Source organism: Geminicoccus sp. (genome assembly GCF_036263595.1).
Classification (GTDB): Bacteria; Pseudomonadota; Alphaproteobacteria; order Geminicoccales; family Geminicoccaceae; genus Geminicoccus.
Genome location: NZ_DATAGQ010000104.1, coordinates 24,483 through 50,939 on the forward strand (window position 1 = coordinate 24,483; position 26,457 = coordinate 50,939).

At 67.2% G+C, this 26,457-nt stretch carries 26 protein-coding genes; 16 read left to right on the top strand and 10 right to left on the bottom strand.

What is annotated here, in order from left to right:
* Positions 1-11: 11 nt before the first annotated feature.
* Positions 12-1,328 (bottom strand): calcium-binding protein, encoded by a 1,317-nt coding sequence (locus VHL31_RS09350; RefSeq protein WP_329660938.1) that lies wholly within the window; start codon positions 1,326-1,328, stop codon positions 12-14.
* Between the two features lie 322 nt (positions 1,329-1,650).
* Here VHL31_RS09350 and VHL31_RS09355 point away from each other — a divergent pair, with 322 nt between their 5' ends.
* Genes VHL31_RS09355 through VHL31_RS09375 form a run of 5 tightly spaced genes read left to right on the top strand, consistent with a single transcriptional unit; the run spans position 1,651 to position 7,902 of the window.
* Positions 1,651-3,183: a UbiA family prenyltransferase gene (locus tag VHL31_RS09355; RefSeq protein ID WP_329660939.1), complete on the top strand. Its 1,533-nt coding sequence runs from the start codon at positions 1,651-1,653 to the stop codon at positions 3,181-3,183.
* A complete protein-coding gene (locus tag VHL31_RS09360; protein ID WP_329660940.1) occupies positions 3,180-4,169 on the top strand; it encodes a lysylphosphatidylglycerol synthase transmembrane domain-containing protein in 990 nt (329 codons plus the stop codon). Before VHL31_RS09355 ends, VHL31_RS09360 begins: the two co-directional genes overlap by 4 nt.
* The gene (locus VHL31_RS09365; protein ID WP_329660941.1) at positions 4,166-5,509 is read left to right on the top strand and encodes an FAD-binding oxidoreductase; all 1,344 of its coding nucleotides are present in this window, start codon (positions 4,166-4,168) and stop codon (positions 5,507-5,509) included. Before VHL31_RS09360 ends, VHL31_RS09365 begins: the two co-directional genes overlap by 4 nt.
* Positions 5,506-6,246 (top strand): SDR family NAD(P)-dependent oxidoreductase, encoded by a 741-nt coding sequence (locus VHL31_RS09370; protein WP_329660942.1) that lies wholly within the window; start codon positions 5,506-5,508, stop codon positions 6,244-6,246. Before VHL31_RS09365 ends, VHL31_RS09370 begins: the two co-directional genes overlap by 4 nt.
* Before the next feature lie 33 nt (positions 6,247-6,279).
* Positions 6,280-7,902: a hypothetical protein gene (locus VHL31_RS09375; RefSeq protein ID WP_329660943.1), complete on the top strand. Its 1,623-nt coding sequence runs from the start codon at positions 6,280-6,282 to the stop codon at positions 7,900-7,902.
* A gap of 7 nt (positions 7,903-7,909) precedes the next feature.
* On the opposite strand, the gene urtE is transcribed toward VHL31_RS09375, so the two are convergent.
* The 5 genes from urtE to urtA form a co-directional block, all read right to left on the bottom strand.
* Positions 7,910-8,599: an urea ABC transporter ATP-binding subunit UrtE gene (urtE, locus tag VHL31_RS09380; RefSeq protein WP_329660944.1), complete on the bottom strand. Its 690-nt coding sequence runs from the start codon at positions 8,597-8,599 to the stop codon at positions 7,910-7,912.
* Positions 8,599-9,363, bottom strand: a complete 765-nt coding sequence (gene urtD / locus VHL31_RS09385) for an urea ABC transporter ATP-binding protein UrtD (protein WP_329660945.1) — start codon at positions 9,361-9,363, stop codon at positions 8,599-8,601. The genes urtE and urtD overlap by 1 nt, the downstream gene beginning before the upstream one ends.
* The gene (gene urtC, locus VHL31_RS09390) at positions 9,350-10,483 is read right to left on the bottom strand and encodes an urea ABC transporter permease subunit UrtC (protein ID WP_329660946.1); all 1,134 of its coding nucleotides are present in this window, start codon (positions 10,481-10,483) and stop codon (positions 9,350-9,352) included. Before urtC ends, urtD begins: the two co-directional genes overlap by 14 nt.
* Positions 10,484-10,488: 5 nt before the next feature.
* Positions 10,489-12,084 carry an urea ABC transporter permease subunit UrtB gene (urtB, locus tag VHL31_RS09395; RefSeq protein ID WP_329660947.1) on the bottom strand — a complete coding sequence of 532 codons (1,596 nt, stop codon included), beginning with the start codon at positions 12,082-12,084 and terminating at the stop codon, positions 10,489-10,491.
* Between the two features lie 85 nt (positions 12,085-12,169).
* Positions 12,170-13,396 (bottom strand): urea ABC transporter substrate-binding protein, encoded by a 1,227-nt coding sequence (urtA, locus tag VHL31_RS09400; protein WP_414653687.1) that lies wholly within the window; start codon positions 13,394-13,396, stop codon positions 12,170-12,172.
* 361 nt (positions 13,397-13,757) lie between these two features.
* On the opposite strand from urtA, the gene VHL31_RS09405 reads away from it, so the two are divergent.
* From VHL31_RS09405 to VHL31_RS09455, 11 genes are all read left to right on the top strand, one after another.
* A complete protein-coding gene (locus VHL31_RS09405; protein WP_329660949.1) occupies positions 13,758-14,438 on the top strand; it encodes an urease accessory protein UreD in 681 nt (226 codons plus the stop codon).
* Between the two features lie 118 nt (positions 14,439-14,556).
* Positions 14,557-14,859 (top strand): urease subunit gamma, encoded by a 303-nt coding sequence (locus VHL31_RS09410; RefSeq protein WP_329660950.1) that lies wholly within the window; start codon positions 14,557-14,559, stop codon positions 14,857-14,859.
* Positions 14,860-14,905: 46 nt separating this feature from the next.
* A complete protein-coding gene (locus tag VHL31_RS09415; RefSeq protein ID WP_329660951.1) occupies positions 14,906-15,214 on the top strand; it encodes an urease subunit beta in 309 nt (102 codons plus the stop codon).
* A gap of 1 nt (position 15,215) precedes the next feature.
* Positions 15,216-16,928, top strand: a complete 1,713-nt coding sequence (ureC, locus tag VHL31_RS09420) for an urease subunit alpha (RefSeq protein ID WP_329660952.1) — start codon at positions 15,216-15,218, stop codon at positions 16,926-16,928.
* 81 nt (positions 16,929-17,009) lie between these two features.
* Positions 17,010-17,414 (top strand): urease accessory protein UreE, encoded by a 405-nt coding sequence (locus VHL31_RS09425; RefSeq protein ID WP_329660953.1) that lies wholly within the window; start codon positions 17,010-17,012, stop codon positions 17,412-17,414.
* Positions 17,407-18,105 (top strand): urease accessory protein UreF, encoded by a 699-nt coding sequence (locus VHL31_RS09430; RefSeq protein WP_329660954.1) that lies wholly within the window; start codon positions 17,407-17,409, stop codon positions 18,103-18,105. The genes VHL31_RS09425 and VHL31_RS09430 overlap by 8 nt, the downstream gene beginning before the upstream one ends.
* Entirely contained in the window at positions 18,102-18,788 is a 687-nt protein-coding gene (ureG, locus tag VHL31_RS09435; protein ID WP_329660955.1) for an urease accessory protein UreG, read from the top strand. Before VHL31_RS09430 ends, ureG begins: the two co-directional genes overlap by 4 nt.
* Before the next feature lie 145 nt (positions 18,789-18,933).
* A complete protein-coding gene (gene ccmE / locus VHL31_RS09440; RefSeq protein ID WP_329660956.1) occupies positions 18,934-19,389 on the top strand; it encodes a cytochrome c maturation protein CcmE in 456 nt (151 codons plus the stop codon).
* Entirely contained in the window at positions 19,386-21,374 is a 1,989-nt protein-coding gene (locus tag VHL31_RS09445; protein ID WP_329660957.1) for a heme lyase CcmF/NrfE family subunit, read from the top strand. Before ccmE ends, VHL31_RS09445 begins: the two co-directional genes overlap by 4 nt.
* Positions 21,371-21,961: a DsbE family thiol:disulfide interchange protein gene (locus tag VHL31_RS09450; RefSeq protein WP_329660958.1), complete on the top strand. Its 591-nt coding sequence runs from the start codon at positions 21,371-21,373 to the stop codon at positions 21,959-21,961. Before VHL31_RS09445 ends, VHL31_RS09450 begins: the two co-directional genes overlap by 4 nt.
* Before the next feature lie 23 nt (positions 21,962-21,984).
* On the top strand, positions 21,985-22,455 hold the full coding sequence (locus tag VHL31_RS09455; RefSeq protein WP_329660959.1) for a cytochrome c-type biogenesis protein: 471 nt from the start codon (positions 21,985-21,987) through the stop codon (positions 22,453-22,455).
* Positions 22,456-22,486: 31 nt separating this feature from the next.
* Here the strand turns inward: VHL31_RS09455 and moaB are convergent, their stop codons facing one another.
* From moaB to VHL31_RS09475, 4 genes are all read right to left on the bottom strand, one after another.
* Positions 22,487-23,026, bottom strand: coding sequence for a molybdenum cofactor biosynthesis protein B (moaB, locus tag VHL31_RS09460; RefSeq protein ID WP_329660960.1), 540 nt, complete (start codon positions 23,024-23,026; stop codon positions 22,487-22,489).
* 8 nt (positions 23,027-23,034) lie between these two features.
* Positions 23,035-24,843: a lytic transglycosylase domain-containing protein gene (locus tag VHL31_RS09465; RefSeq protein WP_329660961.1), complete on the bottom strand. Its 1,809-nt coding sequence runs from the start codon at positions 24,841-24,843 to the stop codon at positions 23,035-23,037.
* A gap of 123 nt (positions 24,844-24,966) precedes the next feature.
* Complete coding sequence (locus VHL31_RS09470) at positions 24,967-25,866, bottom strand: uracil-DNA glycosylase (RefSeq protein ID WP_329660962.1); 900 nt, start codon at positions 25,864-25,866, stop codon at positions 24,967-24,969.
* A 211-nt stretch (positions 25,867-26,077) separates the two neighbouring features.
* The gene (locus VHL31_RS09475; protein ID WP_329660963.1) at positions 26,078-26,281 is read right to left on the bottom strand and encodes a hypothetical protein; all 204 of its coding nucleotides are present in this window, start codon (positions 26,279-26,281) and stop codon (positions 26,078-26,080) included.
* Positions 26,282-26,457 lie beyond the last annotated feature (176 nt).

Sequence of the window (26,457 nt, forward strand, 5' to 3'; positions counted from 1 at the left end):
ATACGCTCAGGTCAGGGCGGGCCGACCAGCGAGGCGATCTCGTTGAGCAGGGTCAGATCCGGGCCTGGCACGGCCGCGACCGAATCGGTGAAGTCGTTGGCGTCCAACTCCGTGTGATTCACCACGATGATGGTGCTAAGCCCGCTGCCGAGGCCGGCCTTGATCTCCAGCGAGTCGATGCCGCCGAACACGATCTCGTCCACATCGTCGTCGAAGCCGTTCACGACTTCGTCGCCGTTGCTGTCGAGATAGTCGAAGAAGTCCAGCTCGAAGGTCAGGATCTGGTCGCCGTTGCGATCGAAGTCCTCGATCACGTCGGTGGAATCGTCGTCGAGATCCTCCGTGACGTCGAACAGGTCGTCGCCAGTACCGCCGGCCAGCTCGTCGCTGCCATACTCGCCGGCTACCAGGTCGTCGCCCGATCCACCGTCCAGGTCATCATCGCCATCGCCACCGACGAGCAGGTCGGCGCTCGAACTGCCGGCCAGCACGTCGTTACCGGAGCCGCCGAAGATCGCGTCCTCGCCGCTGCCGCCGTTCACCTTGTCGTTGCCGGCATCGGCCGAGATGAGGTCACCCTCGATGCCGCCGTCGATGGTGTCGTTGCCGTCGCCCGCCGTAATGACGTCGGCGCCCGAGCCGCCGAAGATCTTGTCGTTGCCGGTATAGCTGAACGTGTCGCCGAGCAGGGGCTCCGGCAGGCCTTCCAGGATGAAGTCGTCGCCGTCGCCACCCTCGATCGTGTCGTTGCCGTCCGCACCGGAAAGGATGTCGTCGCCGGCATCGCCGCGGACGAGATCGTTGCCGTCATTGCCGTAGACGAGATCGGCACCGTCGCCGCCATAGGCCTTGTCATCGCCCTCGCCGGCATCCACACCGCCGATCCGCTCAAGGATCGCTTCGAAGAGGTCGTCGGCCGTCGACGGCTGGCCGCCGATGCCGCCGGTTAGCAGCGTCGACAGGCTGATGCCGTCGTTGCCGCTGCCGGCGGTGATGTAGTCGTTGCCGGTGCCGCCCTGGATCCGGTCGGTTCCCGATCCGCCGGCGATGACGTCGCGGCCGATCCCGCCATCGATCAGGTCGCGGCCATCACCGCCATAGATGCGGTCGTTGCCGCTGTCCCCGTAGATGGTGTCGTCATCTCCATCGCCGTTCAGCAGGTCGTTGCCCTGTCCGCCCTTGATGAGATCACGGCCCCGCCCGCCCAGAATGGTATCGTTCCCGTTATAGCCGGAAAGCTTGTCGTTGCCGTCGAGGCCGCTGATCGTATCGGAACTAGCCGTTCCGTCGATAGTATTGGCCTTATAGTCACCTGTAAGGATAGCCATTCTTCCTCCCAACCATGTGATTGATTCATGGCAGGGTGCTAATACGCAAATTCATCTACACATCAAATACAGAGAATAAAACTGCTGCTATTTTTGTAGCGATGCAATTCGAGGGCAAGCGGCGAGTGCCCGGCGCAGTGCCCCGCTGGCCAGCCTCATGCGGGGGCCGGACGAAAGCCACGGCAGCGGAGGGAACCTCACCGGTATCGCGGGCTTCTATCGCCTGGGATGGGCGGATCATGCTCCGGGGTCAGAATGCCATTGCTTCTCGTGTTGTCTGTCGAGGCAGCAGCGAGCCGTTCCTTCTGGGCTCGCGGCGATCATGCCGGTTGCTGCAGCGTCGGACGGCTCACCGCGGCTGATCGTTCGTGACGATACCTCCCGAAAGGCGCTGGTCATGATCACGCTGTCGCCTCCCACGGAGGTCTCGGGCCGGTCGGCGGTGCTGGTCGTCGACCTGGACGGAACGCTGACGCCCGTGGATACGCTCCACGAGAGCGTCCTGCAGATCTACCGGCTGCCGCCGGCAATGGCGCTGGCCGCCCTGCGTTCGCTGCAGCAGGGTAAGGCTGCGTTCAAGCGGACCGTCGCGGATGCGGTCGCCCTTGAGCACGATCTGTTGCCGCTGCGACCGGAGTTCCTGGAATGGCTGTCGGCCGAGCATGCCGCCGGCCGCCGGATCGTGCTGGTATCGGCCGCCGACCAGAGCATCGTCGACGAGGTGGCCAGGCGCCTGCCGTTCCCCGTCGAAGCTGCCATCGGCAGCGACGGGCTGGCCAATCTGAGCGGCGAGGCCAAGCTCGCACGCATCCAGGAGATGGTGGGCCGCGACTTCATCTATGCCGGCGACGCCGCCGTCGACCTTCCGATCTGGCGGGCGTCGCGCGGGGCCGTCCTGGTGGGACGCGGCCTCAGATATGAGCGGCAGCTCACCGACATCCCGATTCTCGCCCGTTTTCCCCATTCGACCGGGACGATCGCCTCCTGGATCAGGGCGCTCCGCGTCTACCAGTGGCCCAAGAACCTGCTGGTGTTCCTCCCCATCCTGCTGGCCGGCCCGCTCGCCAGCTGGTGGGACTGGATCGAGGGCGGCCTGGCATTGAGCATGCTCTGCCTGCTGGCCTCGGCCGGCTACATGGCCAACGACATCCTGGACCTTGCGGCCGACCGGCGGCATCCGACCAAGCGCAACCGCCCCTTCGCCAGTGGCGCCCTGCCGGTCGCCCACGGCGTGTTCGCCATTCCCATGCTCCTGCTGGGCGCCCTGATCATCGGGTTGTTCCTGCCGATCGCGTCGTCGATCGTGGGCCTGGCCTACTTGAGCGGGACACTCACCTACTCGATCGTCCTGAAGAAGATCGCGATCCTGGACACGATCGTCCTGGCCGGCCTGTTCACCCTGCGGGTCGTTGCCGGAATCGTGATCCTGTCGGTGCCGTGGTCGTTCTGGCTCCTGACCTTCTCCATGTTCTTCTTCCTGTCGCTGGCCCTGGTGAAGCGCTACACCGAGCTGCGCGAGGTCAGCCTGCGCCCCGAGCGTTCCATGAAGCGGCGCGGCTACTCCGTCGAGGAACTGCCCCTGCTCCTGTCACTCGGGACCAGTGCCGCCATCGCATCCACCGTGATCTTCGTCGTGTATCTGATCGAGGAGCAGTTCTCGCGGAACATCTATGCTTCGCCGGGCTGGCTCTGGGTGATCTTCGTCCTCTTGCTGTTCTGGCTGGGCCGGGTCTGGCAGTTGGCCGTGCGCGGCCAGATGAATGAGGACCCCTTGATCTTCGCGCTGAAAGACCGCCTGTCCCACGTCATGGGTGCTGCCACCTTGCTCATCATTCTTCTGGCGCGGCATGCATGAGCGTCCATAGTTCGGTTGCCGCCGATGCGGAGTTGCAGGCGCAGCGCAGCCAGGCCGGCCGATGGATCGGCTTCGGGATCGCCGCTGCCGCGCTCATGGTCGTCATTGCCTTCTATGTCGGCAGCGACGAAGTCCTGGCCTATGCCCACCGCCTTACGCCGGAGCTGATTGCGGTCCTGCTCGGCCTGTCCCTGGTCAACTACGCGATGCGTGCCTGGCGGTGGGACGTCTACGCCCGGCAGCGCCGCGTCCGGATCCCCTTTCTCAGGCATTCGCTCTATTACGTGGCCGGCTTCGCGCTGACCGTGACGCCGGGCAAGCTCGGGGAGCTGCTGCGCCTCTGGCTGATGCGGGAAGGTGACGGCCAGCCTTATGCCCGGACCCTGCCGCTCCTGGTCGCCGACCGGCTGGCCGACAGCCTGGCGCTGCTGGTGATGGCCTGCGTCGGCATCGTGACACTGCAGGGCGGGCTGATGTCGGCGATCATTCCGGCGGCGGTCTTCATCTTGGGCTCCTGGTGGCTCGGTACCCGGCCGCGCCTGATCATGGGGGCCGTGTTCAGCGTGCAGCGGCGGCTCGGACGCGGGCGCTCCAGCGTGCGCAAGCTGCACCGGCTGGCCTGCGAGGTAGCCCACCTGCTGCGCTCGGGCCCGTTCCTGTTCGGCCTGGTGCTGTCGCTGCTGGGCTGGTTCGCGGAGGCTGCCGCCTTGTGGTGGCTGCTCCATAGCCTGGATGCGGACCTGCCGCTGTTCATCGTCGTGTTCATCTTCGCCGCTTCCATGCTTGCCGGTGCGGCTGCCATGCTGCCGGGCGGGCTCGGCGGGGCGGAGATCTCCATGGTGGCGTTGCTGGTCGCCTTCGGTGTCGCAAGCGAACCCGGCATCATCGCAACGGCCCTCATTCGGCTGACGACGCTGTGGTTCGCCGTGGGGCTAGGCTTCCTGCTGCTTCCTGTCGCCATGCGCGTGGCCAGGCAACGGCGATGACGGCGTGGAAATCCATGGAGGTGTCCGGCTGGGGCCGGGTGCCGACCACGCGTGCCGAGGTGGCACGGCCCGAACGCGACAGCCAGCTCAGGCAGATCGTCCGCGAGGCGGATGGTCCGCTGCTGACGCTGGGTGCCGGTCGTTCCTATGGCGATGTGGGCCAGCCGGTGGAAGGGGGCAGGGGCGTGCTCGCCACGCGCCTGGACCGGATCACTGCCTTCGATGCCGATATCGGCCGCATCACGGTGGAGCCCGGGGTCACCTTCGCCGACCTGCACAGGCACCTGCTGCCGCGTGGCTGGCTGGCCCCCGTCTGTCCCGGAACGGCGTTCGCCACCATCGCGGGCGCGCTGGCAAACGACGTGCACGGCAAGAACCAAGGAGCGGCCGGCAGCTTCGGCGACCATGTCGACGCCTTCACCCTTCTTTCCGCCAAGGGCGAGAGCCGTTCGATCACCCGCACGAGCGATCCGGACCTGTTCCGCGCCACGATCGGCGGGCTGGGCCTGACCGGGATGATCACCTCGGTCAGCTTCACCCTGGTCCGCGTGCCGTCCAACGCGGTGCTCGTCCAAGAACAGCGGATCGGCGACCTCGATTCGTTCCTGGCCGCCTTCGAGGCGAAGAAGGACGCGCATTTCTCGGTCGGCTGGATCGATGCCTTGAGCAAGGGCAGGCAGTTCGGCCGCGGTCTGCTGGAGACGGCGGAACTGGTCTCGCCGGGGCTGCCCCCTGCGCCGGCCAAGAGCAGGACCGTGCCGTTCGACCTGCCGGCGGTCGCGATGTCGCCTCTGTCCACGCGCATGTTCAACGCGGCCTGGTGGCGGCGGGTCCCCGCGGACGGGCGCTCGCGGCTCGTGCCGATCCCGGCCTTCCTGCATCCGCTCGACGGTCTGCACCAGTGGAACCGCATCTACGGCAAGCGAGGCTTCCGGCAGTTCCAGTGCGTGGTGCCGTTCGACGATGGCCGGGCCACGCTGATCCGCCTGCTGGAAGAAGTCGCGCGGCATGGGCACGCTTCGTTCCTGGCGGTCCTCAAGGCGTTCGGGCGGAGCGGGCCTGGCATGCTCTCCTTCTGCATGCCGGGCTGGACACTGGCCCTCGACTTCCCTGAGCGGCCGGGTGTCCAGGAACTGCTCGCCAGGCTGGAGACCATCACCCGCGACGCCGGTGGCAGGATCTACCTGGCTAAGGACAGCCATCTGTCGGCCGAAGGGTTCGCCTCCATGTATCCGGCTCTTGGCCAGTTCCGGCAGGTGCTGGACCGGGTCGACCCTGATGGCCGCTGGCAGAGCGGGCTCGCTCGGCGACTGCGGATCCGGGAAGGGGGCTCCTCATGAGCGAGACCTGGCTGATCCTGGGCGGCTCCTCCGGACTTGCCCGCGCGATCGCGCGCGAGGTGGCGGGCCGAGGGCATGGCGTGCTGCTGGCCGGGCGGGATCTGGACGACCTGGAGCGCAGCGCTGCCGACCTGCGCGCCCGCTTCGGCGTGCCGGCTCACGTCGTCGCCTTCGACGCAGACAAGTGCCAGAGCCATGCGGGGTTCGTTTCGGAGGTGGCCGAGCTGGCATCCGGGCCGCTCACGCTGGTCCTGGCATTTGCCGTCATGACGCCTCAGGCCGAGGCGGAGCGCGATCCTGCCCAGGCGCTCGCGATGATCGACATAGGCTATCGCGGTGCCGTCTCGGTCCTGCTGCATTTCATCCCGCTCTTCGAGGCACGCCGGACCGGCCGCGTGGTCGTGATCGGCTCGGTCGCCGGCGACCGCGGCCGCCGCTCGAACTATGTCTATGGCTCGGTAAAAGCGGGGCTGGCCACCTTCACCGAGGGCCTGCGCGCGCGCCTGCTGGCGGCCGGGATCCCGGTCACGCTGATCAAGCCGGGCTTCCTCGACACGACCATGACCTGGCCGATGAAGGGCGGGCCGCTCATGGCCGCACCGGCCGATGCAGCGAAGGCGATCGTGACGGCAGCAAAAAAGGGGCGCTACGTCGCCTACGTGCCGTTCGTCTGGTGGGGGATCATGCAGATCATCAAATGGATCCCAACCGGCATCATGAAGCGGCTCTCCTTTTGACCACGCGAACAGCACAGGGGTGAACTTCCGGTGATGACGGGCAGCTTTCCGTGGAAGCCGGTGGACGCGAAGACGGCGTGGACGGTGGCGTTGGGCTTCGTGGCGCTGGCCTTCCTGCTTCGGCTGCCGACCCTGCTCTATTCCGTGCTCAATTACGACGAGAGCATGTATATCCTGATGGGCGACAAGATGCGGCAGGGGTTCCTGCCGTACACGGCCCTCTGCGACCTCAAGCCCGTCGGGCTGTTCGCGCTGTTCGCGCTGATCAGCACCCTGCCGGTGGATGGCGTCATCGCGATGCGGCTCGCCGCCGTCGTGGCGGTGGGCATGACCGCCTTCCTGCTCTGGCTGATCGCGCCCCGGATCCTAGATGACCCGCAGCGGCGGATCGGGACCGCTGCTGGGCTCGTCTATGTCGTGTTCATGCTCACCGTGGGCGGCACGAACGCGCAGTCCGAGCTGTTCATGAACCTGTTCTCGGTCCTGGGGCTGTTCTTGGCCCTGCTGGCCTCGGACCGGATCGGCCGTCCGCATCTGGGACTGATGGCGCTGGCCGGCCTTTCCTTGGGCATCGGCCTGCAGATCAAGCAGGTCGTGGTCTTCGACATGCTGGCCTATCTTGCCGGCTTCTTCCTGCTCACCACGCTGCGCTGGAGCGAGATCGGGGAGCGGCTGCGGGAATCCTGGCTGGCCTTGCTGCTGCTGGGCGCGGTCGCGGCCATCCCGACGCTCCTGGTCATCCTCGTCTATGTCGCTACCGGACACTGGGACGAATGGGTGGCGGGCAACCTCACTACCCATCGCGGCTTCTATGGCGACAACGGGCCGGCCGTCGCGTGGGAGGCCGGCTTCCACGTGATGGTCGAGCAGGCACCGCTCTGGCTCGCAGCCATCGCGGTCCTGGTCCTGGCACGCCGCCTGCTGGCCAACGAACTGGAGTGGCGGCCGCTCGCCTTCCTGTGGATCTGGATCGTGCTGATCGGGATCTGCCAGGTCTTCCTGCGGTTCATGTCGGACCACTATTTCCTGCAGTTCCTTCCTGCCCTCAGCCTGCTCACGGGCCTGCTGCTGGTCAGGGCCGTGCTGGATCGTGTCGAGGGGGCGAGCGCCCGCCGCGCGGTCCTGGCGATGCTCGTGGTGCTGGCCGTGTTCGCTGTGGCCAAGAACCCGATCATGAACGGGCTGTATGTCGCGCGGGACCGGCTTGCCGGCGAGAGCTATGCGGGCGATGCGGCACGGCAGGTGGCGGAGGACATCAAGCAGGACCTGCAGCCCGGCGATTCCCTCTATGTCGTCGGCTTCATGCCGATCGTCTACTACCTGACCGGTGCAGAGCCCGCGACCCGCTTCGCCTTCACCGGCCTGCCGAACCGGCTCTACCCCGGCCGCGACGGTTGTGCATGGGTCGAGCCGAAAGTGGAGCTGGAGCGGATCCTGGAATCCAGGCCGCGCTTCATCGTGGTGGAGCAGGGCGTGTTCTTTGCGGAACTGCCGCCGGACCTGAAGACCATGCTCGTCGACCAGCTGGACACCCAGTACCGCGAGCGCGCCAGCTTCGAGCAGCACTGGGTGCACCGGCTCTTCCCGTTCGAGCGCTTCGTCATGAACGGGGCCGCATCCGCCAAGGTCTACGAGCTGATCGACGCGGGATCCTGACCGGCGGCTAGACCGCCACCAGGCGCCGGACCTCGTCGGGATCGACCTCGGCGGCAGGCCCTTCCAGCACGATCCGCCCCCGGTCCATCACCAAGATCCGGTCGGCGTGGCGGAAGGCGAAGTCGAGATACTGCTCCACCAGCAGGATCGCCATCCTGCCGGTCCTGGCGAGGCCGGCCACGACCTCGCCGATCTGGTCGACGATGTTGGGCTGAATGCCCTCGGTCGGCTCGTCCAGCAGGAGCACCGACGGGTCGGTGACCAGGGCCCGCGCGATGGCAAGCTGCTGCTGCTGCCCTCCCGAGAGGTCACCTCCCTTGCGGTGGAGCATCTGCTTCAGCACGGGGAACAGGCGGTAGAGTTCCTCGTCGATGGCCTTGGCGCGCCTGGTGGCAAAGCCGGTCTGCAGGTTCTCCTCGACCGTCAGGCGCGGAAAGATCTCCCGCCCTTGCGGGACCAGCGCGACGCCGGCCCTGGCCCTTCCATGGGTCGGCAGCTTCGCAAGGTCCTGGCCATCCAGGCTCACTGTCCCCGCCTTGATCGGCAGCTGGCCGGCGATGGCGCGCAGCAGCGAGGTCTTGCCGACGCCGTTGCGGCCGAGCAGGCAGGTCACCTCGCCCTTCCTGAGCGACAAGGAAACACCGCGCAGCGCGATGGAGGCGCCATAAGCCAAATGGAGGTCGTCGACGGCCAGCATCAGGAGCGCCCCAGATAGACATCGACCACGGTGGGATCGGCACGCACGGATGCCACACTGCCCTCGGCCAGCACCCGGCCCTCATGGAGGACGGTCGTCTTGGCGGCGAGAGCTTCGACGAAATGCATGTCGTGCTCGACCACGACCACCGTGTGCTGGCCCTTCAGGCGCAGGATCAGGGCCGCGGTCTTTTCCGTGTCGGCGTCGGTCATGCCGGCCACGGGCTCGTCCAGAAGGATCAGCTTGGGGTCCTGGATCAGCAGCATGCCGATCTCCAGCCACTGCTTCTCGCCATGGCTGAGCGAGCCTGCGATCGTGGTACGGCGATGGGTGAGGCCGGTCACTTCCAGGATGCCGTCGATGCGCTCGGCCGTCTGGGCCTTGGTGCGCATCGCCAGGAGCGTGCCGAGCTTCTGGCCGCCCAGACTGGCAAGCTCCAGGTTGTCGCGCACGGAGAGCGCCTCGAAGACGGTGGGCTTTTGGAACTTGCGCCCGATCCCCAGCCTGGCGATGTCCTCTTCCGCCCGCCTGGTCAGGTCGATGGAGCCCTCGTACAGCACGGTGCCGGAGGTGGGGCGGGTCTTGCCGGTGATCACGTCCATCATCGTGGTCTTGCCCGCACCGTTCGGGCCGATGATCGTGCGCAGCTCACCCTTGCCCAGATACAGGGACAGGCTGTTCAGGGCCTTGAAGCCGTCGAAGTCGACCGTCACCCCGTCCAGGTAGAGGAGCGTGTCGTGCGGCAGGACGTCAGGCACCGACATGCTCGGCCTCCAGCTTCGTCGTAGTCACCTTGGTCCGCCGGAGGTTCAGGCCCGCCAGCGTGCCGATGACCCCCTTGGGCAGGAACAGGGTCACCGCCACGAACAGCGCCCCCAGGCCGAACAGCCAGAGCTCGGGGAACAGGCCGGTGAACCAGGATTTGGCACCGTTGACGATGAAGGCGCCGAGCGGGGCGCCGATCAGCGTCCCGCGTCCGCCGACCGCGACCCAGATCGCCACTTCGATCGAGTTGGCGGGTGCGAACTCGGAGGGGTTGATGATGCCGACCTGCGGCACGTAAAGGGCACCTGCCACGCCTGCCATCACTGCGGACAGGGTCCAGACGAAGAGCTTGGCCGCCAGGACGCGGTGGCCAAGGAAGCGGGCGCGCGATTCGGCGTCGCGGATGGCGATCAGGAGGCGGCCGAGGGGAGCATCGGCGATGCGGATCGAGAGCCAGAGGCCGATGCCAAGCGCCACCACCGACGCCATGTACAGGCCGATCCGCGTCTCGATCGCCTGGAGCGGGAAGCCCAGCAGGTCCTTGAAGTCGGTCAGGCCGTTATTGCCGCCAAACCCCATGTCGTTGCGGAAGAAGGCCAGCATCAGCGCATAGGTCAGCGCCTGGCTGATGATCGAGAGATAGACGCCGGTGATGCGCGAGCGGAAGGCGAACCAGCCGAATACGAAGGCCAGGAGGCCCGGCACGAAGGCCACCATGAGCAGGGCGAACGGGAGCTGGTCGAAGCCCATCCAGTACCAGGGAAGCTCTTTCCAGTTCAGGAACACCATGAAGTCCGGCAGGTCCGGGTTGCCGTAGACGCCGCGGGTGCCGATCTGGCGCATCAGGTACATGCCCATCACGTAGCCGCCCAGCGCGAAGAACGCGCCATGCCCCAGCGACAGCACGCCGGCCAGCCCCCAGACCAGGTCCAGGGACAGGGCGAGCAGCGCGTAGCAGACATACTTGCCGAGCAGCGGCACGGCGTAGTCCGGCATGTGGAAGGGCGAGTCCGTCGGGACCCACTGGTTCAGGAAGGGCACGATCACGAGGAGAACGGCCAGCACCGCGTACATCGCGACCCGCACCGGCGGCGTCAGAAGCGTCGTGCGCTCGGTCATGGTGGTCAGACCTCTGCGCTTCGGCCCTTGAGGACGAACAGTCCCTTCGGCCGCTTCTGGATGAACAGGATGACGATGACCAGGAGCAGCACCTTGGCGAGGACCGCGCCGGCGAAGGGCTCCATCAGCTTGTTGAGCATGCCCAGCGTGAGCGCGCCCACGACCGTGCCCGCGAGCTGGCCGACGCCGCCGAACACCACGACCATGAAGCTGTCGACGATGTAGAGCGTGCCGAGGTTCGGGCTGACATTGCCTACCTGGGACAGGGCGACGCCGCCCATGCCGGCCACGGCCGAGCCCAGCGCGAAGGTGAGCGCATCGACGCGGGCCGTGTCGATGCCGACGGCGGCGGCCATGCGCCTGTTCTGGGTGACCGCGCGCATCTCCAGGCCGAAGCGGGAGCGCTGCAGGACGAACCAGACGATCGCCAGGACCAGGAGGCTGAACACGATGATGATCAGCCGGTTGTAGGTGAGCGTTACGCCGGCGAACTCGACGGCGCCGGTCATCCAGGAGGGATTGGCGACCTCCCGGTTGGTTGGGCCGAACACCGAGCGGACGACCTGCTGGAGGATCAGCGAGATGCCCCAGGTCGCGAGCAGGGTTTCCAAGGGCCGGCCGTAGAGGAAGCGGATCACGCCGCGCTCGATCAGGAGGCCGAAGAAGCCGGCGACCAGCGCTGCGGCCGGGATGGCGGCAATTAGGTACCAGTCGATCATCGAGGGCGGCAGGTAGGTACGGAAGATCTGCTGGACCACGAAGGTCGCATAGGCGCCCAGCATCAGCATCTCGCCATGCGCCATGTTGATGACGCCGGCGACCCCGAAGGTGACGGCGAGGCCGACTGCCGCCAGCAGCAGGATCGAGCCCAGCGAGATGCCCTGGTAGAGGTTGACCGCGATGTCGATCCAGAAGCGCTTCTGGGCGATCGCCGAAAGCGCATCGTTGGCCGCGGCCTTCAGGTCCGGGTCCGCCTCGCTGCTGGCGAGCTCGGACAGGATGCCCTGGGCACGCGGGTCGAGCACGCCCGACAGCGTCTCGACCGCCGCCAGCTTCTTCGCCTTGTCCGTGCCGGACAAGGCGAGGATCGCCACGCCGAACCGCATCGTGCCGGCAACGGCCGGGTCCTGCTCGCGGGCAAGCGCTTCTTCCAGGCGGGTGAAAGCCTCCGGCGACCGGTCGCTCAGCAGCGCGTCCACCGCCGCCAGGCGCTGCGCCGGGTCCGGCGAGGTCAGGCCGAAGCGGCCGATCGCCGCCCGCAACTGCGTACGCAGGCGATTGTTCAGGCGGATCTTGCTGCCGTCGGTCGGCATCGGCGTCACGGCCGCCCCGGTCAGCGCGTCGGTCGCGCCGGCACTGGTCGCGATGACGAGCCGTCCGTCCGGCAGTTTCTCCAGCGTGCCGTCGGACAGCGCCTGGAGGATGCCGAGGCCGGCAGGATCGCCGCCGGACGCGATCGCCTCGATGGCGGCGCCCGTCGCCGCGAAGTCACGTGGAGAGAGTCCCGCCGACGCTTCGGACAGAGATGCGGCGGAGACGCTGCCGGTCCCGAGGGCCGACAGGACCAGCATCGCCAGCCACACACGCAGGAAGATCCGCATCTCGATGATGTCCGGCGCCGGCGGGACGGCCCGCCCGTACGTCCGGGGAGGTTGTCGGACGTACGTACGGGAGTCCTGCGATGGATCAGTAGGACGGCTTCTCGCAGCCGCCGCAGACCCAGGGATAGGTCCAGTCCGCCGTGAGCTTGGCGCTCTCGGGAATGTAGTCGGACCAGGCGTCGCCAGGCACGAGGTCGGTGGTTTCCCACACCGTCTCGAACTGGCCGTCCGGCTGGATCTCGCCGATCAGCACGGGCTTGGTGATGTGGTGGTTGGGCAGCATTTCCGAGATGCCGCCGGTCAGGTTCGGCGCCTTCTGGCCGATGATCGCCTGCCGCACCGCGTCCACGTCGGTGGTGCCGGCTTGCTCGACCGCCTGCACCCACATCTGGAAACCGATATAATGGGCCTCCATCGGGTCGTTGCTGACCCGCTTGGGGTTCTTGGTGAAGGCTTGCCACTTCTCGATGAACGCCTTGTTCTCCGGCGTCTCGACCGACATGAAGTAGTTCCAGGCGGCGAGGTGGCCGACCAGGCCGCTCGTGTCGATGCCGGAGAGTTCCTCCTCGCCGACCGAGAAGGCCACGACCGGAAGGTCCTCGGCCTTGATGCCCTGATTGCCCAGCTCCTTGTAGAACGGGACGTTGGCATCGCCGTTGATCGTCGAGACGACGGCTGTCTTCTTGCCCTCGTTGGCGAAGGCCTTCACGTTGGTGACGATCGTCTGCCAGTCGCTGTGACCGAACGGCGTGTATTCTTCCATGATGTCGGCGTCGGCCACGCCCTTGGCGTTCAGGAAGGCGCGCAGGATCTTGTTGGTCGTGCGCGGGTACACGTAATCGGTGCCGAGCAGCACGAAGCGGGTGGCGCCGCCGCCATCCTCGCTCATCAGGTACTCGACGGCCGGGATCGCCTGCTGGTTGGGGGCGGCTCCGGTATAGAAGACGTTGCGGGAGCTTTCCTCGCCCTCGTACTGGACGGGATAGAAGAGCAAGCCGTTCAGCTCCTCGAACACGGGCAGGACCGACTTGCGGCTGACCGAGGTCCAGCAGCCGAACACCGCTGCAACCTTGTCCTTGGCGATCAGCTCGCGTGCCTTCTCGGCAAAGAGCGGCCAATCCGAGGCCGGGTCGACGACGACGGCTTCGAGCTTCTTGCCGAGCAGGCCGCCCTTGGCGTTCTGCTGCTCGATCAGCATCAGCATGACGTCCTTCAGTGTCGTCTCACTGATCGCCATCGTGCCGGAAAGGGAGTGCAGGACTCCGACCTTGATCGTCTCTTCTTGAGCGAACACGCTGCCGCTCATCGTCATGGCCAGCGCGGACCCGGCAAAAAGGCCGAGCAGTTGCCGCTTGCTGCAGCTCCATTTCATCTAGTTGATCCCTCGACAAATATCGTCCGGCCACCAAGGGCCGCCCACGCCCGCTGCAGCAAGATGGATGCCAGGATTGCGGAACGGTCACGAAGTCGCCCCGGATGAAGAACAACCAGACGGCCACGTACCGCTGCACAGCTCACTGCCCGCGAAAGATGCAGATGGTCACGGAAGAGGCAGCGGTCGCCTCCTGCTTCGCTGGGGCGACGGTTCGCACCGGAGACTGGCGGCGCTGGAACAGGAGGCCCCGCTTCGGGCGCTGTTCCCCCGCGAGGTGGATGGCGCGGATGCGGTCGTCGTGAACACGTCGGGAGGGGTGGTCGGCGGCGACCGGCTGGAGGTGCAGATCGGGCTCGATGCCGGCACGCATGCCCTGGTGACCACCCAGGCGGCCGAGAAGTTGTACCGGTCGGCTGGCGCCACGGCGCAGATGGCGACGTCCCTGCAGGCAGGCGAGCGGGCCGTGCTCGCCTGGCTGCCGCAGGAGACCATCCTGTTCGATCGCTGCCGCGTCGAGCGGACCATCCGCGCCGACCTTCACCCGACCTCGACGCTGCTCGCGGCGGAGATGCTGGTCTTCGGAAGGCTGGCGCGCGGCGAGAGGCTTCGCGACGCCTTCCTGCGCGAAGCCTGGGAAGTGCGCGTCGGCGGCCGCCTTCGATGGGCTGAACGCTTCAAGCTGGAGCCGCCGAACGAGCCGTTGCTGGATGGGCTTGCCGGGTGCGGCGGGGCCAAGGCTCTGGCGACGGTGGTCTTCGCCGGACCGGAGGCGCCGGCCATGCTGGAAACGGCGCGCTCGACGCTGCGGGCGACCCCAGGCGTGCGAGCCGGCGTGACCGCCGTCAATGGCCTGCTGGTCGGGCGCTGGCTGGCGGCCGACCCGGCCGCACTTCGTCGCTCGCTCGCCCATACGCTCGCGGCTTGGCGTGGCGCGTTGCTGCGGCAGCCGGCGCGCCTGCCACGCCTTTGGGCAATATGAGCGCTTCGCCCGACCCTTCGATGCCGTTAGCCTGCTTGGCACGGGCGTTGCTCGTCGTAGCCGCGGATTGTAGCCGCGGACGACACGTCGACGTCGCTGACCGGGAGGCACGAACACCTTGGAACTCTCGCCCCGTGAGAAGGACAAGCTTCTGGTGGCGGTGGCCGCGATGGTGGCCCGGCGCCGCCTCGAGCGCGGCGTCAAGCTGAACTACCCGGAAGCGATCGCGCTGATCACCGACCATGTGCTGGAAGGTGCGCGCGATGGGCGCTCGGTGGCAGCCCTGATGGCCGACGGTGCCGGCGTCCTGCGCCGCGACCAGGTCATGGACGGCATCGCCGAGATGATCCACGAGGTCCAGGTCGAGGCGACGTTCCCCGACGGCACCAAGCTGGTGACCGTGCACCAGCCGATCCGCTGATGCAGCACTTCCTTTCCCGCGAACGGCTCGACCATTCGGAGGCCGCATGATTCCTGGCGAGTATGTCCTGGCACCCGGCGAGATCGAGTTGAACGCCGGCGCATCGGCCGTGACCATCGAGGTCGCCAACACGGGCGACCGGCCTGTTCAGGTCGGCTCGCACTATCACTTCTTCGAAACCAATGAAGGCCTGAGGTTCGACCGGGAGAAGGCGCGCGGCATGCGGCTAAACGTGCCGGCCGGGACCGCGGTCCGAATTGAGCCGGGGCAGATCCGGTCGGTGAGCCTAATCCCGTTCACGGGACGGCGGGTCGTCCAGGGGTTCCAGGGCAAGATCATGGGCGAGGTCGACTAGCATGTCCTATCGCATCGACCGCCAGTCCTATGCCGGCATGTACGGTCTCACGGTCGGCGACAAGGTCCGCCTGGCCGACACCGAACTGTTCATCGAGGTCGAGCGGGACCTCACGACCTATGGCGAGGAGGTCAAGTTCGGCGGCGGCAAGGTGATCCGCGACGGCATGGGCCAGTCCCAGGCGAGCCGCGCCGAGGGTGTCGTCGATACGGTGATCACCAATGCGCTGATCGTCGACTGGACCGGGATCGTGAAGGCGGACATCGGCCTGCGCGACGGCCGGATCCACGCGATCGGCAAGGCCGGCAACCCCGATACCCAGCCCGGCGTCGACATCGTGATCGGGCCGGGCACCGAGATCATCGCCGGCGAGAACAAGATCGTCACGGCCGGCGGCCTGGACGTGCATATCCATTGGATCTGCCCGCAGCAGATCGACGATGCGCTCTATTCGGGCGTCACGACGATGATGGGCGGCGGCACCGGGCCGGCCGCCGGAACCAATGCCACGACCTGCACGCCAGGTCCCTGGCATCTCGCCCGCATGTTCCAGGCGATGGATGCCTTCCCGATGAATATCGGGCTGTTCGGCAAGGGCAACGCATCCCGGCCGGATGCGCTGCGCGAGCAGGTGCTGGCGGGGGCCTGCGGCCTCAAGCTGCACGAGGACTGGGGTACCACGCCCGCAGCCATCGACTGCTGCCTGACCGTCGCGGACGAGATGGACGTGCAGGTCCTGATCCATACCGACACGCTGAACGAGAGCGGCTTCGTCGAGGACACGGTCGCGGCGTTCAAGGGCCGGACCATCCACGCCTTCCACACCGAGGGTGCCGGCGGCGGCCATGCGCCCGACATCATCAAGGTGGCGGGCCTGCCGAACGTCATCCCGAGCTCGACTAACCCAACCAGGCCGTTCACGGCGAATACGCTCGACGAGCATCTCGACATGCTCATGGTCTGCCATCACCTCGACAAGCGGATCCCCGAGGACGTGGCGTTCGCCGAGAGCCGGATCCGCAAGGAGACGATCGCGGCCGAGGACATCCTTCACGACCTCGGGGTGATGTCGATCATCTCCTCGGACAGCCAAGCCATGGGCCGGGTGGGCGAGGTGATCACGCGGACCTGGCAGACAGCGCACAAGATGAAGGTGCAGCGGGGGCGGCTTTCCGGCGAGACCGGTGAGAACGACAATCTGCGCGTGCGCCGCTACATCGCGAAGTACACGATCAACCCCGCCATCGCCCAGGGCATCTCCCGCCATGTGGGCTCGGTCGAGGTGGGCAAGCTGGCCGACCTCGTGATCTGGAAGCCTGCCTTCTTCGGGGTGAAACCGGACATGGTGCTCAAGTGCGGCACCATCGCGGCGGCGATGATGGGCGACCCGAACGCATCGATCCCTACGCCGCAGCCGACCCATACCCGCCCAATGTTCGGCGCGTTCGGCCGTGCCCTGCAGGAGAGCGCGGTCGTGTTCGTTTCCAAGGCGGCGCTCGAGGACGGACTTCCGGATCGATTGGGCGTCGCCAAGACCTATCTCCCGGTCGAGGACACCCGCGGTGGCATCGGCAAGGCGGCCATGAAGCTGAACGACGCCACACCTCTGATCGAGGTCGATCCCGAGACCTATCAGGTGCACGCCGACGGAGAACTGCTGACCTGCCAGCCTCTGGCGGTCCTGCCGATGGCGCAGCGCTATTTTCTCTACTGATCCGGCTGCTAGCTCCCATCCCTGCGAGGTATTCAGTTGGCACGTCGGCTTGTGGCACATGCACCATCGGGCGAATGGCCGGTGGATGAAGAGGTAGGCACGCTTACCCTGACCTATGATGATCGCCACCGCCGGCGTGTCCGCCTCATCTCCGACCAGGGCGTGGATCTGCTCTTGGACCTGCCGCGTGCCGCCGTGCTGGAGGAGGATGACGGGCTCCTGTGCGAGCAGGGCGGCTGGTTCCGCACGATCGCGGCAGCCGAGCCGGTCCTGGAAGTGCAGGGTCGCGATGCCACCCATTTGGCGCGGCTGGCCTGGCATCTCGGCAATCGCCACACGCCGGCGGAGATCCGCGCCAATGCGCTGCGGGTCCGGCAGGACCATGTGCTGGAGGCGATGCTGACCGGCCTGGGTGGATGCACGCGGCGTCTGGTCGTGCCGTTCACGCCAGAGCGCGGCGCCTATGATGGCCATCACCATGGTTGATCCCCTGCTGGACGACCGTTCCCTGCTGCGTCTGCTGGCCTGGTCGTCCCCATCCTTTCCCATCGGCGCCTTTGCGTTCAGCCATGGGCTGGAGGCGGCGGTGGAGGAGGGGCTGGTGACGGATGCAGCGAGCCTACTGACCTATCTGCGGCAGGCCTGCCGCCATGGCTCCGGTTTTGCCGACCTGGTACTGATGGCGCAGGCCTATCGGCGGGCAGACGATCCCGACCGGCTTACCGAGCTGATCGAGTGGGCTGCAGCGCTGCGCGGTACAGCCGAGCTGGCGCTGGAAGCCGGCATGCAGGGTGGCGCCGCGCTGCGGACGCTCAGGCTCGCCTGGCCGCATCCTGCCCTGGACGGCCTGGCCGAGCTGGCCCGCCAGCTTGCGGTTGAGCCGGTTCTGCCTGTCGTGAACGGGATGGCAGCCTGGGCGCATGGGCTGCCACTGCCCCAGGCCTGCCTGGCACAGCTGGCGGCGTTCTCCGCCAACCTCGTCTCGGCCGGCGTAAGGCTGGTGCCGCTCGGCCAGACCGACGGCCAGCGGGTTACCGCCTCCCTCGAACAGGATCTTCCGGCGGTGGTCGCCGATGCGCTGGCGACGCCGCTCGAGGAATTGGCCACCTCCACGCCGATGATCGATCTTCTCTCGATCGCGCACGAAACCCAGTACACGAGGTTATTCCGTTCATGAGCGGGCACGGTCCCCTTCGCGTCGGCATCGGTGGCCCCGTCGGGTCCGGCAAGACAGCGCTCACCGAGCAGCTGTGCAAGCGGATGCGCGAGCATTACGCCATCGCGGCCATCACCAACGACATCTACACGAAGGAAGATGCGGAGATCCTGACCCGGTCCGGGGCGTTGCCGCCGGAGAGGATCATGGGTGTGGAGACCGGCGGCTGCCCGCACACGGCGATCCGCGAGGATGCCTCGATCAACCTCCGCGCGGTCGACCAGATGTGCCAGCGCTTCCCTGAGCTGGAGGTGCTGTTCATCGAGAGCGGCGGCGACAATCTGGCCGCGACCTTCAGTCCGGAACTCGCCGACATCACGATCTACGTGATCGACGTCGCAGCTGGAGAGAAGATCCCGCGCAAGGGTGGGCCCGGCATCACCCGGTCGGATCTGCTGGTGATCAACAAGATCGACCTTGCACCCATGGTCGGTGCGTCGCTCGCCGTGATGAACCGCGATGCCGCCAGGATGCGGGGTGCCCGTCCGTTCGTGTTCACGCAGATCAAGGACATGCAGGGAGTCGACGAAGTCGCGGCGACGCTCCTGAACATGGGCGGACTGGAGTGGCGCCTGCCGGAAACGGCCATCGGCATCGAGGCGCGGAACCGGCTGGCTTTGGAAGGCGAGACCGCCCCTGCTTGACGTCGCCGCAAGCTGGTGGTGACTATCATGGGGTCCGGCCAGCGGCCGGGTGTCGCATCGATGCGGACGCGGTGTTCCCGTGGCCATGCGAGGAGCTACCTCCGTGCTGCGGCCTGCATCGGCCGCTCGTGTTCGAACGTGGGCCATGCGTCTCAGGAAAAAACAGCGTTTGTATGTGGTCGTCGGCAGCCTCGCCCTTCTAGGGGGAGCCGCCGCGCTCGTCCTGACGGCCCTGGACCAGAACGTCGCGTTCTTCGTCACGCCGACGCAGGTCGCTGAGCGGGAATTGCCGGAGGCTCGCAACTTCCGGATCGGCGGGCTGGTGGTCGCCGGCAGCGTGGCACACGATGCCGATGGCACTGTCCACTTCCGGCTGACGGACACGAAAAGCGAGGTGCCGGTCCAGTATGCGGGCGTCCTGCCCGATCTGTTCCGGGAAGGGCAGGGCATCGTCGCGCAGGGACAACTCGATGAGGCAGGGGTGTTCCTTGCACGCGAAGTCCTGGCCAAGCACGACGAAAGCTATATGCCCAAGGAAGTCGTCGATTCGCTCAAGGCGTCCGGCGTCTGGCAGCACGAGGCAGGTACACCCACCCAATGATCCCCGAACTCGGCCATCTGGCATTGATCCTGGCGTTCGGCCTGGCCTGCATCCAGGGCATCGTGCCGATGGCAGCGGCCTATCGGGGCGATATCGTCGGCATGCGGCTGGGCGCCAGCACGGCGATCGGCCAGTTCGTGATGGTGACGATCGCGTTCGGCGCGCTGACCTGGGCCTATGTCATCTCCGACTTCTCGGTGTTCAACGTCGCGGCCAACAGCCATTCCACCAAGCCGATGATCTACAAGATCAGCGGCGTGTGGGGAAACCATGAGGGCTCCCTGCTGCTCTGGGTCTGGATCCTGGCGATCTTCGGCGCGGCGGTGGCGGGGCTCGGGCGCAACCTGCCCTGGCCGTTCAAGGCGAGGGCATTGGCCGTGCAGGGGCTGATCGGGGCGGGCTTCCTGGCCTTCGTCCTGTTCACCTCCAACCCCTTCCTGCGGCTCGATCCACCGCCGGTGGACGGCAACGGCCTGAACCCGATCCTGCAGGACCCGGGCCTCGCGATGCACCCGCCGATGCTCTACCTGGGCTATGTCGGGCTATCGACCGCCTTCAGCTTCGCCATGGCGGCCCTGATCGAGGGGCGGGTCGATGCCGCCTGGGCACGCTGGCTTCGGCCATGGGTGCTGGCGGCCTGGGTGGCCCTCACGTTCGGCATCTCGCTCGGATCCTGGTGGGCCTACTACACGCTGGGCTGGGGCGGCTGGTGGTTCTGGGACCCGGTCGAGAATGCGTCGTTCATGCCCTGGCTGGCGGCCACGGCGCTGCTGCACTCGGCGATCGTCGTGGAGAAACGCGACACGCTGAAGGCCTGGACGATCCTGCTGGCCATCCTCTCCTTCGCCCTGTCGCTGCTCGGGACCTTCCTGGTTCGCTCGGGTGTGCTGACATCGGTGCATGCCTTCGCCTCCGACCCTACAAGGGGCATCTTCATCCTGGCCCTCCTGGTGCTGGCCATCGGCGGAGCGTTCGCCATGTTCGCCTGGCGGGCACCCGCCCTGCGCGCCGGCGGCAGCTTCGCCGCGATCAGCCGGGAGAGCGCGCTTGTGCTGAACAACGTCCTTCTGGCTACCGCCACCGGCACCGTGCTGCTCGGCACGCTCTATCCGCTGATCCTGGACACGGTCGGCGGGCCGAAGATCTCGGTGGGCCCTCCCTACTTCAACGCGACCTTCGTGCCGTTGATGATGCCGCTCCTGCTGGTCATGCCGATCGGCAGCCTGCTCGCCTGGAAGCGGGGGGACCTGCAGGGCGTGGTGCAGCGGCTGAGCGTGGTCTTCCTCATCGTGCTGGGCGCGGCCTGCCTCTGGCTGCTCATGGTCGACTGGCAGCAGATGGGCACGGCGCTGGGACTGGGGCTGGCGGCGTGGCTGATCCTGGGCGCGTTGGTGGACCTCGCCGAGCGGACGGCGCTGTTTCGCGGGCCGGCCGCCCAGTCCTGGCGCCGCCTGCGCGGCCTGCCGCGCTCGGCCGTGGGCGGCGTGATCGCCCATGCCGGCGTCGGCCTGCTGGTGCTGGGCATTACCGGCGCCACGACCCTGCGGAGCGAGCGGATCGCCACGCTCGCCGTAGGCGAGGCGGTCGAGCTGGCCGGTACAGAGGTGCGTCTGGTCGACGTGCGTGAGGAACGCGGGCCGAACTATATCGCGACGGTCGGCAGCTTCCGTACGGAACGGGCCGGACAGGTCCTGCACGAAATCCAGTCGGAGAAGCGGTTCTTCCCCGTCGAGGGCCAGCCGACGACGAAGCCCGGCATCATCACCTCGCCGCTCGTGGACCATTACTATGTCCTGGGTGACCAGGCGCCGGACGGGCGGTGGACGGTCCGCCTCTATCGCGAGCCGCTCGTCGTGTGGATCTGGTGGGGTGCGGGCATTGTCGGCCTGGGTGGCCTGATCAGCCTGTCGGATCGCAGGCTTCGTATCGGCGCTCCTGTGCCGGCTCGCCGGACCGGCCAACTGCCCAAGGGAGCGACGGCATGAGCGCCGCCGATGATGTCGCCGTGAGCACGAGGGACTCCGCTCGCAGGCTCGGGGTCCGCCACCTGCTGGCCGTGATCCCGCTCCTAGTGTTCGCGGCACTGGGGGTGACCTTCTGGCTGAACATGGGACGTGATCCAGGGCAATTGCCGTCCGCCCTCATCGACAAGCCTGTGCCGAGCTTCACCTTGCCGGCCATGCCCGGTCGCTCCGACAGTGGCCTGAGCGACGCCGACCTGCGCAAGGGCGAGGTGGTGCTCCTGAACGTCTTCGCCTCGTGGTGCGTGCCCTGCCGGATCGAGCATCCCGTCCTGATGCGCCTGAAGGAGGAGGGGATGCCGGTCTACGGCATCAACTACAAGGACGACCCGGTCAAGGGCGAGGCGTTCCTGGCCCAGCTGGGAGACCCCTACCAGAAGATCGGAGCCGACCGGAACGGCAGGGTCAGCATCGACTTCGGCGTATATGGCGTGCCGGAGACCTTCGTCGTGGACGGCGATGGGCGGATCCTGTTTCGCTTCCCGGGCCCGCTGACGCCGGAGATCTTCCAGGACCAGGTGCTTCCCGTCATCGAGAAGGCCAGGGGATGAGGTGCAGGCTGGCGACGCTGCTGATGCTTCTGCTTCTGGCGTTCGCAACGACGGAAAGTCGGGCCGCCATGTCGCCCGACGAGCAGCTGGCCGATCCTGTCCTGGAACAGCGCGCGCGTGTGCTCGGTCGGGAGCTGCGTTGCCTGGTCTGCCAGAACCAGTCGATCGACGACAGCGACGCGGATCTGGCCAAGGACCTCCGCCAGATCGTGCGGGAGCGCCTGGTGGCAGGCGACAGTGACACCGAGATCCTCGACTATCTGCAGGCCCGCTACGGCGAGTTCGTCCTGCTTCGTCCACCGGTCAGCAGTGCGACCTGGCTCCTCTGGTCCGGTCCGTTCATCCTGCTCCTGGTTGCCGGTACGGCTGCCTTCCTGTGGCGCCGGCGCTCCGGCGCGCCGAAGGACGAGGCGTGGACCCCGGACGAGCAGCGTCAGCTCGAAGCGGCGCTCGGTCGGGACGATGGAGCAGCGGGCTCACCCGGCACCCGCTGACGAGCGGCGTCACCGGCGGAACCGTTGCCGGTCAGCCTTGCCCTTCCTTCAGCCGCGGCATCAGTTCAGCAAAGTTGCAGGGGCGGTGGCGGATGTCGAGCTGCCAGCGCAGGATCTCGTCCCACCCATCGCGACACGCACCGGGCGAACCTGGCAGGCAGAACAGGTACGTGCCATTGGCGACGCCCGCGCAGGCCCTGCTCTGCAGGGCCGAGGTGCCGATCTTCTCGAACGAGATCATCCGGAACAGTTCGCCAAAGCCCGGGATTTCCTTCTCGACCACCATCGCCAGGGCTTCCGGGGTGACGTCACGCCCGGTCACGCCCGTGCCCCCGGTGGAGATCACCACCTCGACGCCGGGATCGTCGATCCAGCGCCTAAAGCGCTCGGCGATGACCGGCGCCTCATCCCTGGCGAGATCGCGGTCGACCAGTTCATGACCGGTGGCCCGGATCCGCTCCTCCAGCGTATCGCCGGAACGGTCGCTGGCGCGGTCCCGGCTGTCCGATACGGTCAGCACAGCGATGCGCAGCGCCTTGAAAGGATATGTCTCGTCGATCCGGCTGGGCATGAAGCGTCTCAGCTCTTCTCTGCTGTCTGCACCTTGCGGCTGGTGCCCTTGTAGGTCGGCCAGCTTCCGAGCCGGAGCTCGTCGAGCGAGGTCGCAGCCTGCTCGAAGCGCTCCTGATAGGCCCAGTAGGCTGCCAGGACCCTCTTCACATAGGTGCGGGTCTCGGTGAGTGGAATGCTCTCAACGAAGTACAGCGGATCGTCGTTGCCATCGTTCCGCTCTCGCCACTGGATGACCCGGCCGGGTCCGGCATTGTAGGCCGCTGCCAGGAAGATCAAGTTGGAGCCGATCTCCTTCTGCTTCATGAGCTGCTTGAGATAGGCTTGACCCATCTTGAGATTGATCAACGGGTCGTGCAGGTCTTCGGCGCTGAAGGCTGTACCGTCACGCTTGGCGATGGCTGCGGCCGTCTCGGGCATGATCTGCATGAGGCCCCTGGCACCAGCCGAACTCGTCGCCAGCTCGTCGAAGCCGCTTTCCGCCCGGATCACCGCCAGGACCAGCGCCCGGTCCAGCTCGAAATGGCGCTTTTGCAGCTTCGGCACCGGGTAGCGCTTGTCGGGCAGGTCCACCGCGGCGACGGAGATGGTCGCGACCGCTTCCGGCGGGAGCTCCAGCAGTTCGGCCAGCTTCCAAAGGGCGTCGGTCAGGTTGGGGTCGTCGTGGCGACGAGCCAGCGACGCGATCTCGATCTCCGCCAAGTCCGGCCGATCGATCTGGCCCAGGGCCAGGGCCCGACGCCCTGCCGCGTACTTGAGGAGGGCCAGGACCGACCCGCTGTCCAAGCCCGGCTCTTCCGCCATCGATGGCAGGGGATCGCCGAGCACCGCCTGCGCAAGGCGGCCATAGAAACTGTCCCCGGTCGCCGCGGCGAGGCGCATGAAGCGCGGAACGAATTGCGGGCGGTTGGCGGCGAGGCTAGCGCGGGCTGCCCAGAAGGCGCCCATCGCGGCCTCGGCCGGAACGGCTGTGCGGCGGTTGGTGAAGTCGGTGAAGAAGCGCTGGGCGTCCGCATAGTACTGGATGCGCCATGCGGCGAGACCGGCGGTCCAGGCCATGGCCGGAAGCACCGCGGCCGAGCGATAGGCGGCTACACTGGTGAGCTCGTAGGCGCGCTTGTTCTCGCCGGCCGCCAGCAGGGCCTGGCCCACCTGCCAGCGGGCGATGTCCAGCTCCGCCATGTCCAGCAGCGGAAGGATCTCCGGGCGGCTCAGCGCGGCCTGCGCCTCGTCGAGCTTGCCCTGCCGGATCAGCTGGGGGATCTGGCGTCGCCAAGCCGTGACCTTACGGGCGATCGCCTTAGGGCGCTTGATGGAACTGGTGTAACTCTGGCCGTCCTCGACCACTTTCGCGCTGGGCTCGTGAGTGGCTGCGAGGGAAAGAGGCCGCGGTATCGATGCGCCGGCAGGGCGGCGCTTGCGCGCCAAGGCGTAGACCTTCTCGGCCTGCGGGTGATCGCCGTAGAGGATCAGCCACTCAGCCAACTCGCCGAAGCTAGGCTTGTAGTCCCGGCGCTCCAGGTAGCGGGACGCCAGCAGGTGGCCCAGCAGCAACCGGTTCTCCACGTGCACGGCCAGCCGGTCGACATCCTGGCGCCGGCCCTCGGCCTCCAGGGCGAACAGGCGGCGGTAGAGCTCCGCATCGCTTTCCGACAACGGACGCGGCAGCACGGTCCTGTCCGGATCCTCGGACCCGAGTTCCGGCGTGAGCCTGGCAACCCGGACATCACCTTGCTGCGCGGCACCCAGCGGTTGCGCTCCGACTGCCGCTGCGGGTTCGTCCGCCAGGGCCGCCGTCGAGATGCCTATCATCAACATCGAAACGAGCCACGATCGCGCCGACCAAACGCGACCGGGTGGTCTCTCAAGCGGCATGGGTCCTCCCCCTGTCGTTTCGCCCGGCCCCGCGACCGGACGATCTGGTCCACCCGTCCAAATGTCTTAGTGATGCCTCCCTTCCGGGACCGATGCCCCGCTGATCGTGTCCAGGCGCTTCTTGAGCTGGATCAGGTCCCGCCAGACCAATTTCTTCTGGGCCGGATTGCGCAGGAGGTAGGCGGGATGAAAGGTGACGAGGGTGTCGACCGGGTCGGCCGGCCAGGATGGCTGCCAGGCCCGGAAGGTGCCCCGCAGCCGGGTGACGCCCTCCTCGAGGCCGAGCAGGGTGCGGGCGGCGGTGCCGCCGACGAACAGGATGACCTTGGGCCGCACCAGTTCCAGCGCCCGCTCCAGGAAGGGTTGGCAGACGGCGATTTCCTGGGGCGACGGGGTGCGGTTGCCGGGCGGACGCCAGAACAGGCAGTTGGTGATCCAAAAGCCGCTGCGGTCCAGTCCGATGGTGCCGAGCATGCGGTCCAGCAAGCGGCCGGACGGGCCGACGAAGGGCTTGCCCTGCCGGTCCTCCTCCGCACCGGGTGCCTCGCCGATCAGGACGATCGGGCTCGCGGGATTGCCATCGGCAAAGCAGAGGCGCGTGGCCGTCTTCTTCAGCGCGCAGCCCTCGAAACGCGCCAGCGCGTCTTCCAGGGCGGCGAGGTCGGGACAGGCGGAGGCGATCTGGCGGGCAGTGGCGACGTCGCCGCCCTCGGCTCGTCGAGGCGTGCCGAGGATGGGCAGTACAGCCTGTCTGGCGACGGGCTGCCCGACGTTCGGCGGCGAAGGAGGCATGGCAGCCTGGAGCGCGTCGGACGCCCAGGACGGAGACGACCGATGCGACGGCACATCGGCCACGGGGCGAGCGTTCAGGTCGGCAGGATCCGCCACCAGATCCACGGCGCCCGCTGCATGTTGCCATGCAAGCCAAGCACCGAGCTGGCGGATCTCGCCCTCGTCGCGATGCAAGCCGTTTCCTTCCCCCACCCGGTCCGGAGCCGGCTGCCCGCGAACCGATGGCGGCAACCTATGCTGCCGCCTCCAACTGTCCTGCGCGCGTCGGTGCCCTTCTGCGAGGGTTGTCCCGGCGCGCGAAACTCGCCGCAATCAAGGCAGGCGATCGGCCGCGAACCAAGATGGTCGAAGGACCGCCGATCGTCGCGGCGGCAGCCTGCGTCGATCAGATGTCCTTGTAAGGAACCGGGCGGCCCTCGCGGTCGGCGACGAGCTTGCCACTCTCGTCCTGGGCTGCGATGTAGCGGCCGTGACCGACGGCGGTACCCACATACAGAGCGGGCTTGATCTTCTTGCCGTCATAGGTCTTGGCGGGCTGCGCGGCACCGCGCGCCGAGGGGTCGTTCTTGCTCTTCGAGGTCTTCAGCATCGATCCGGATCCGATAACACGACGTCGTTGCGACAGAAGCCTGCCAGCGCTGGCAGGTCAGCTTGGCGTGTCTTGACCTGATCGTCTCGCCACGTCAAGCGTCCGACCTCCATCAGCGGCGTTTCGGAGAGGCGGTTGAACGGGCATCGGGCGGTTCCTTCAAGGGAAGTCTCCGT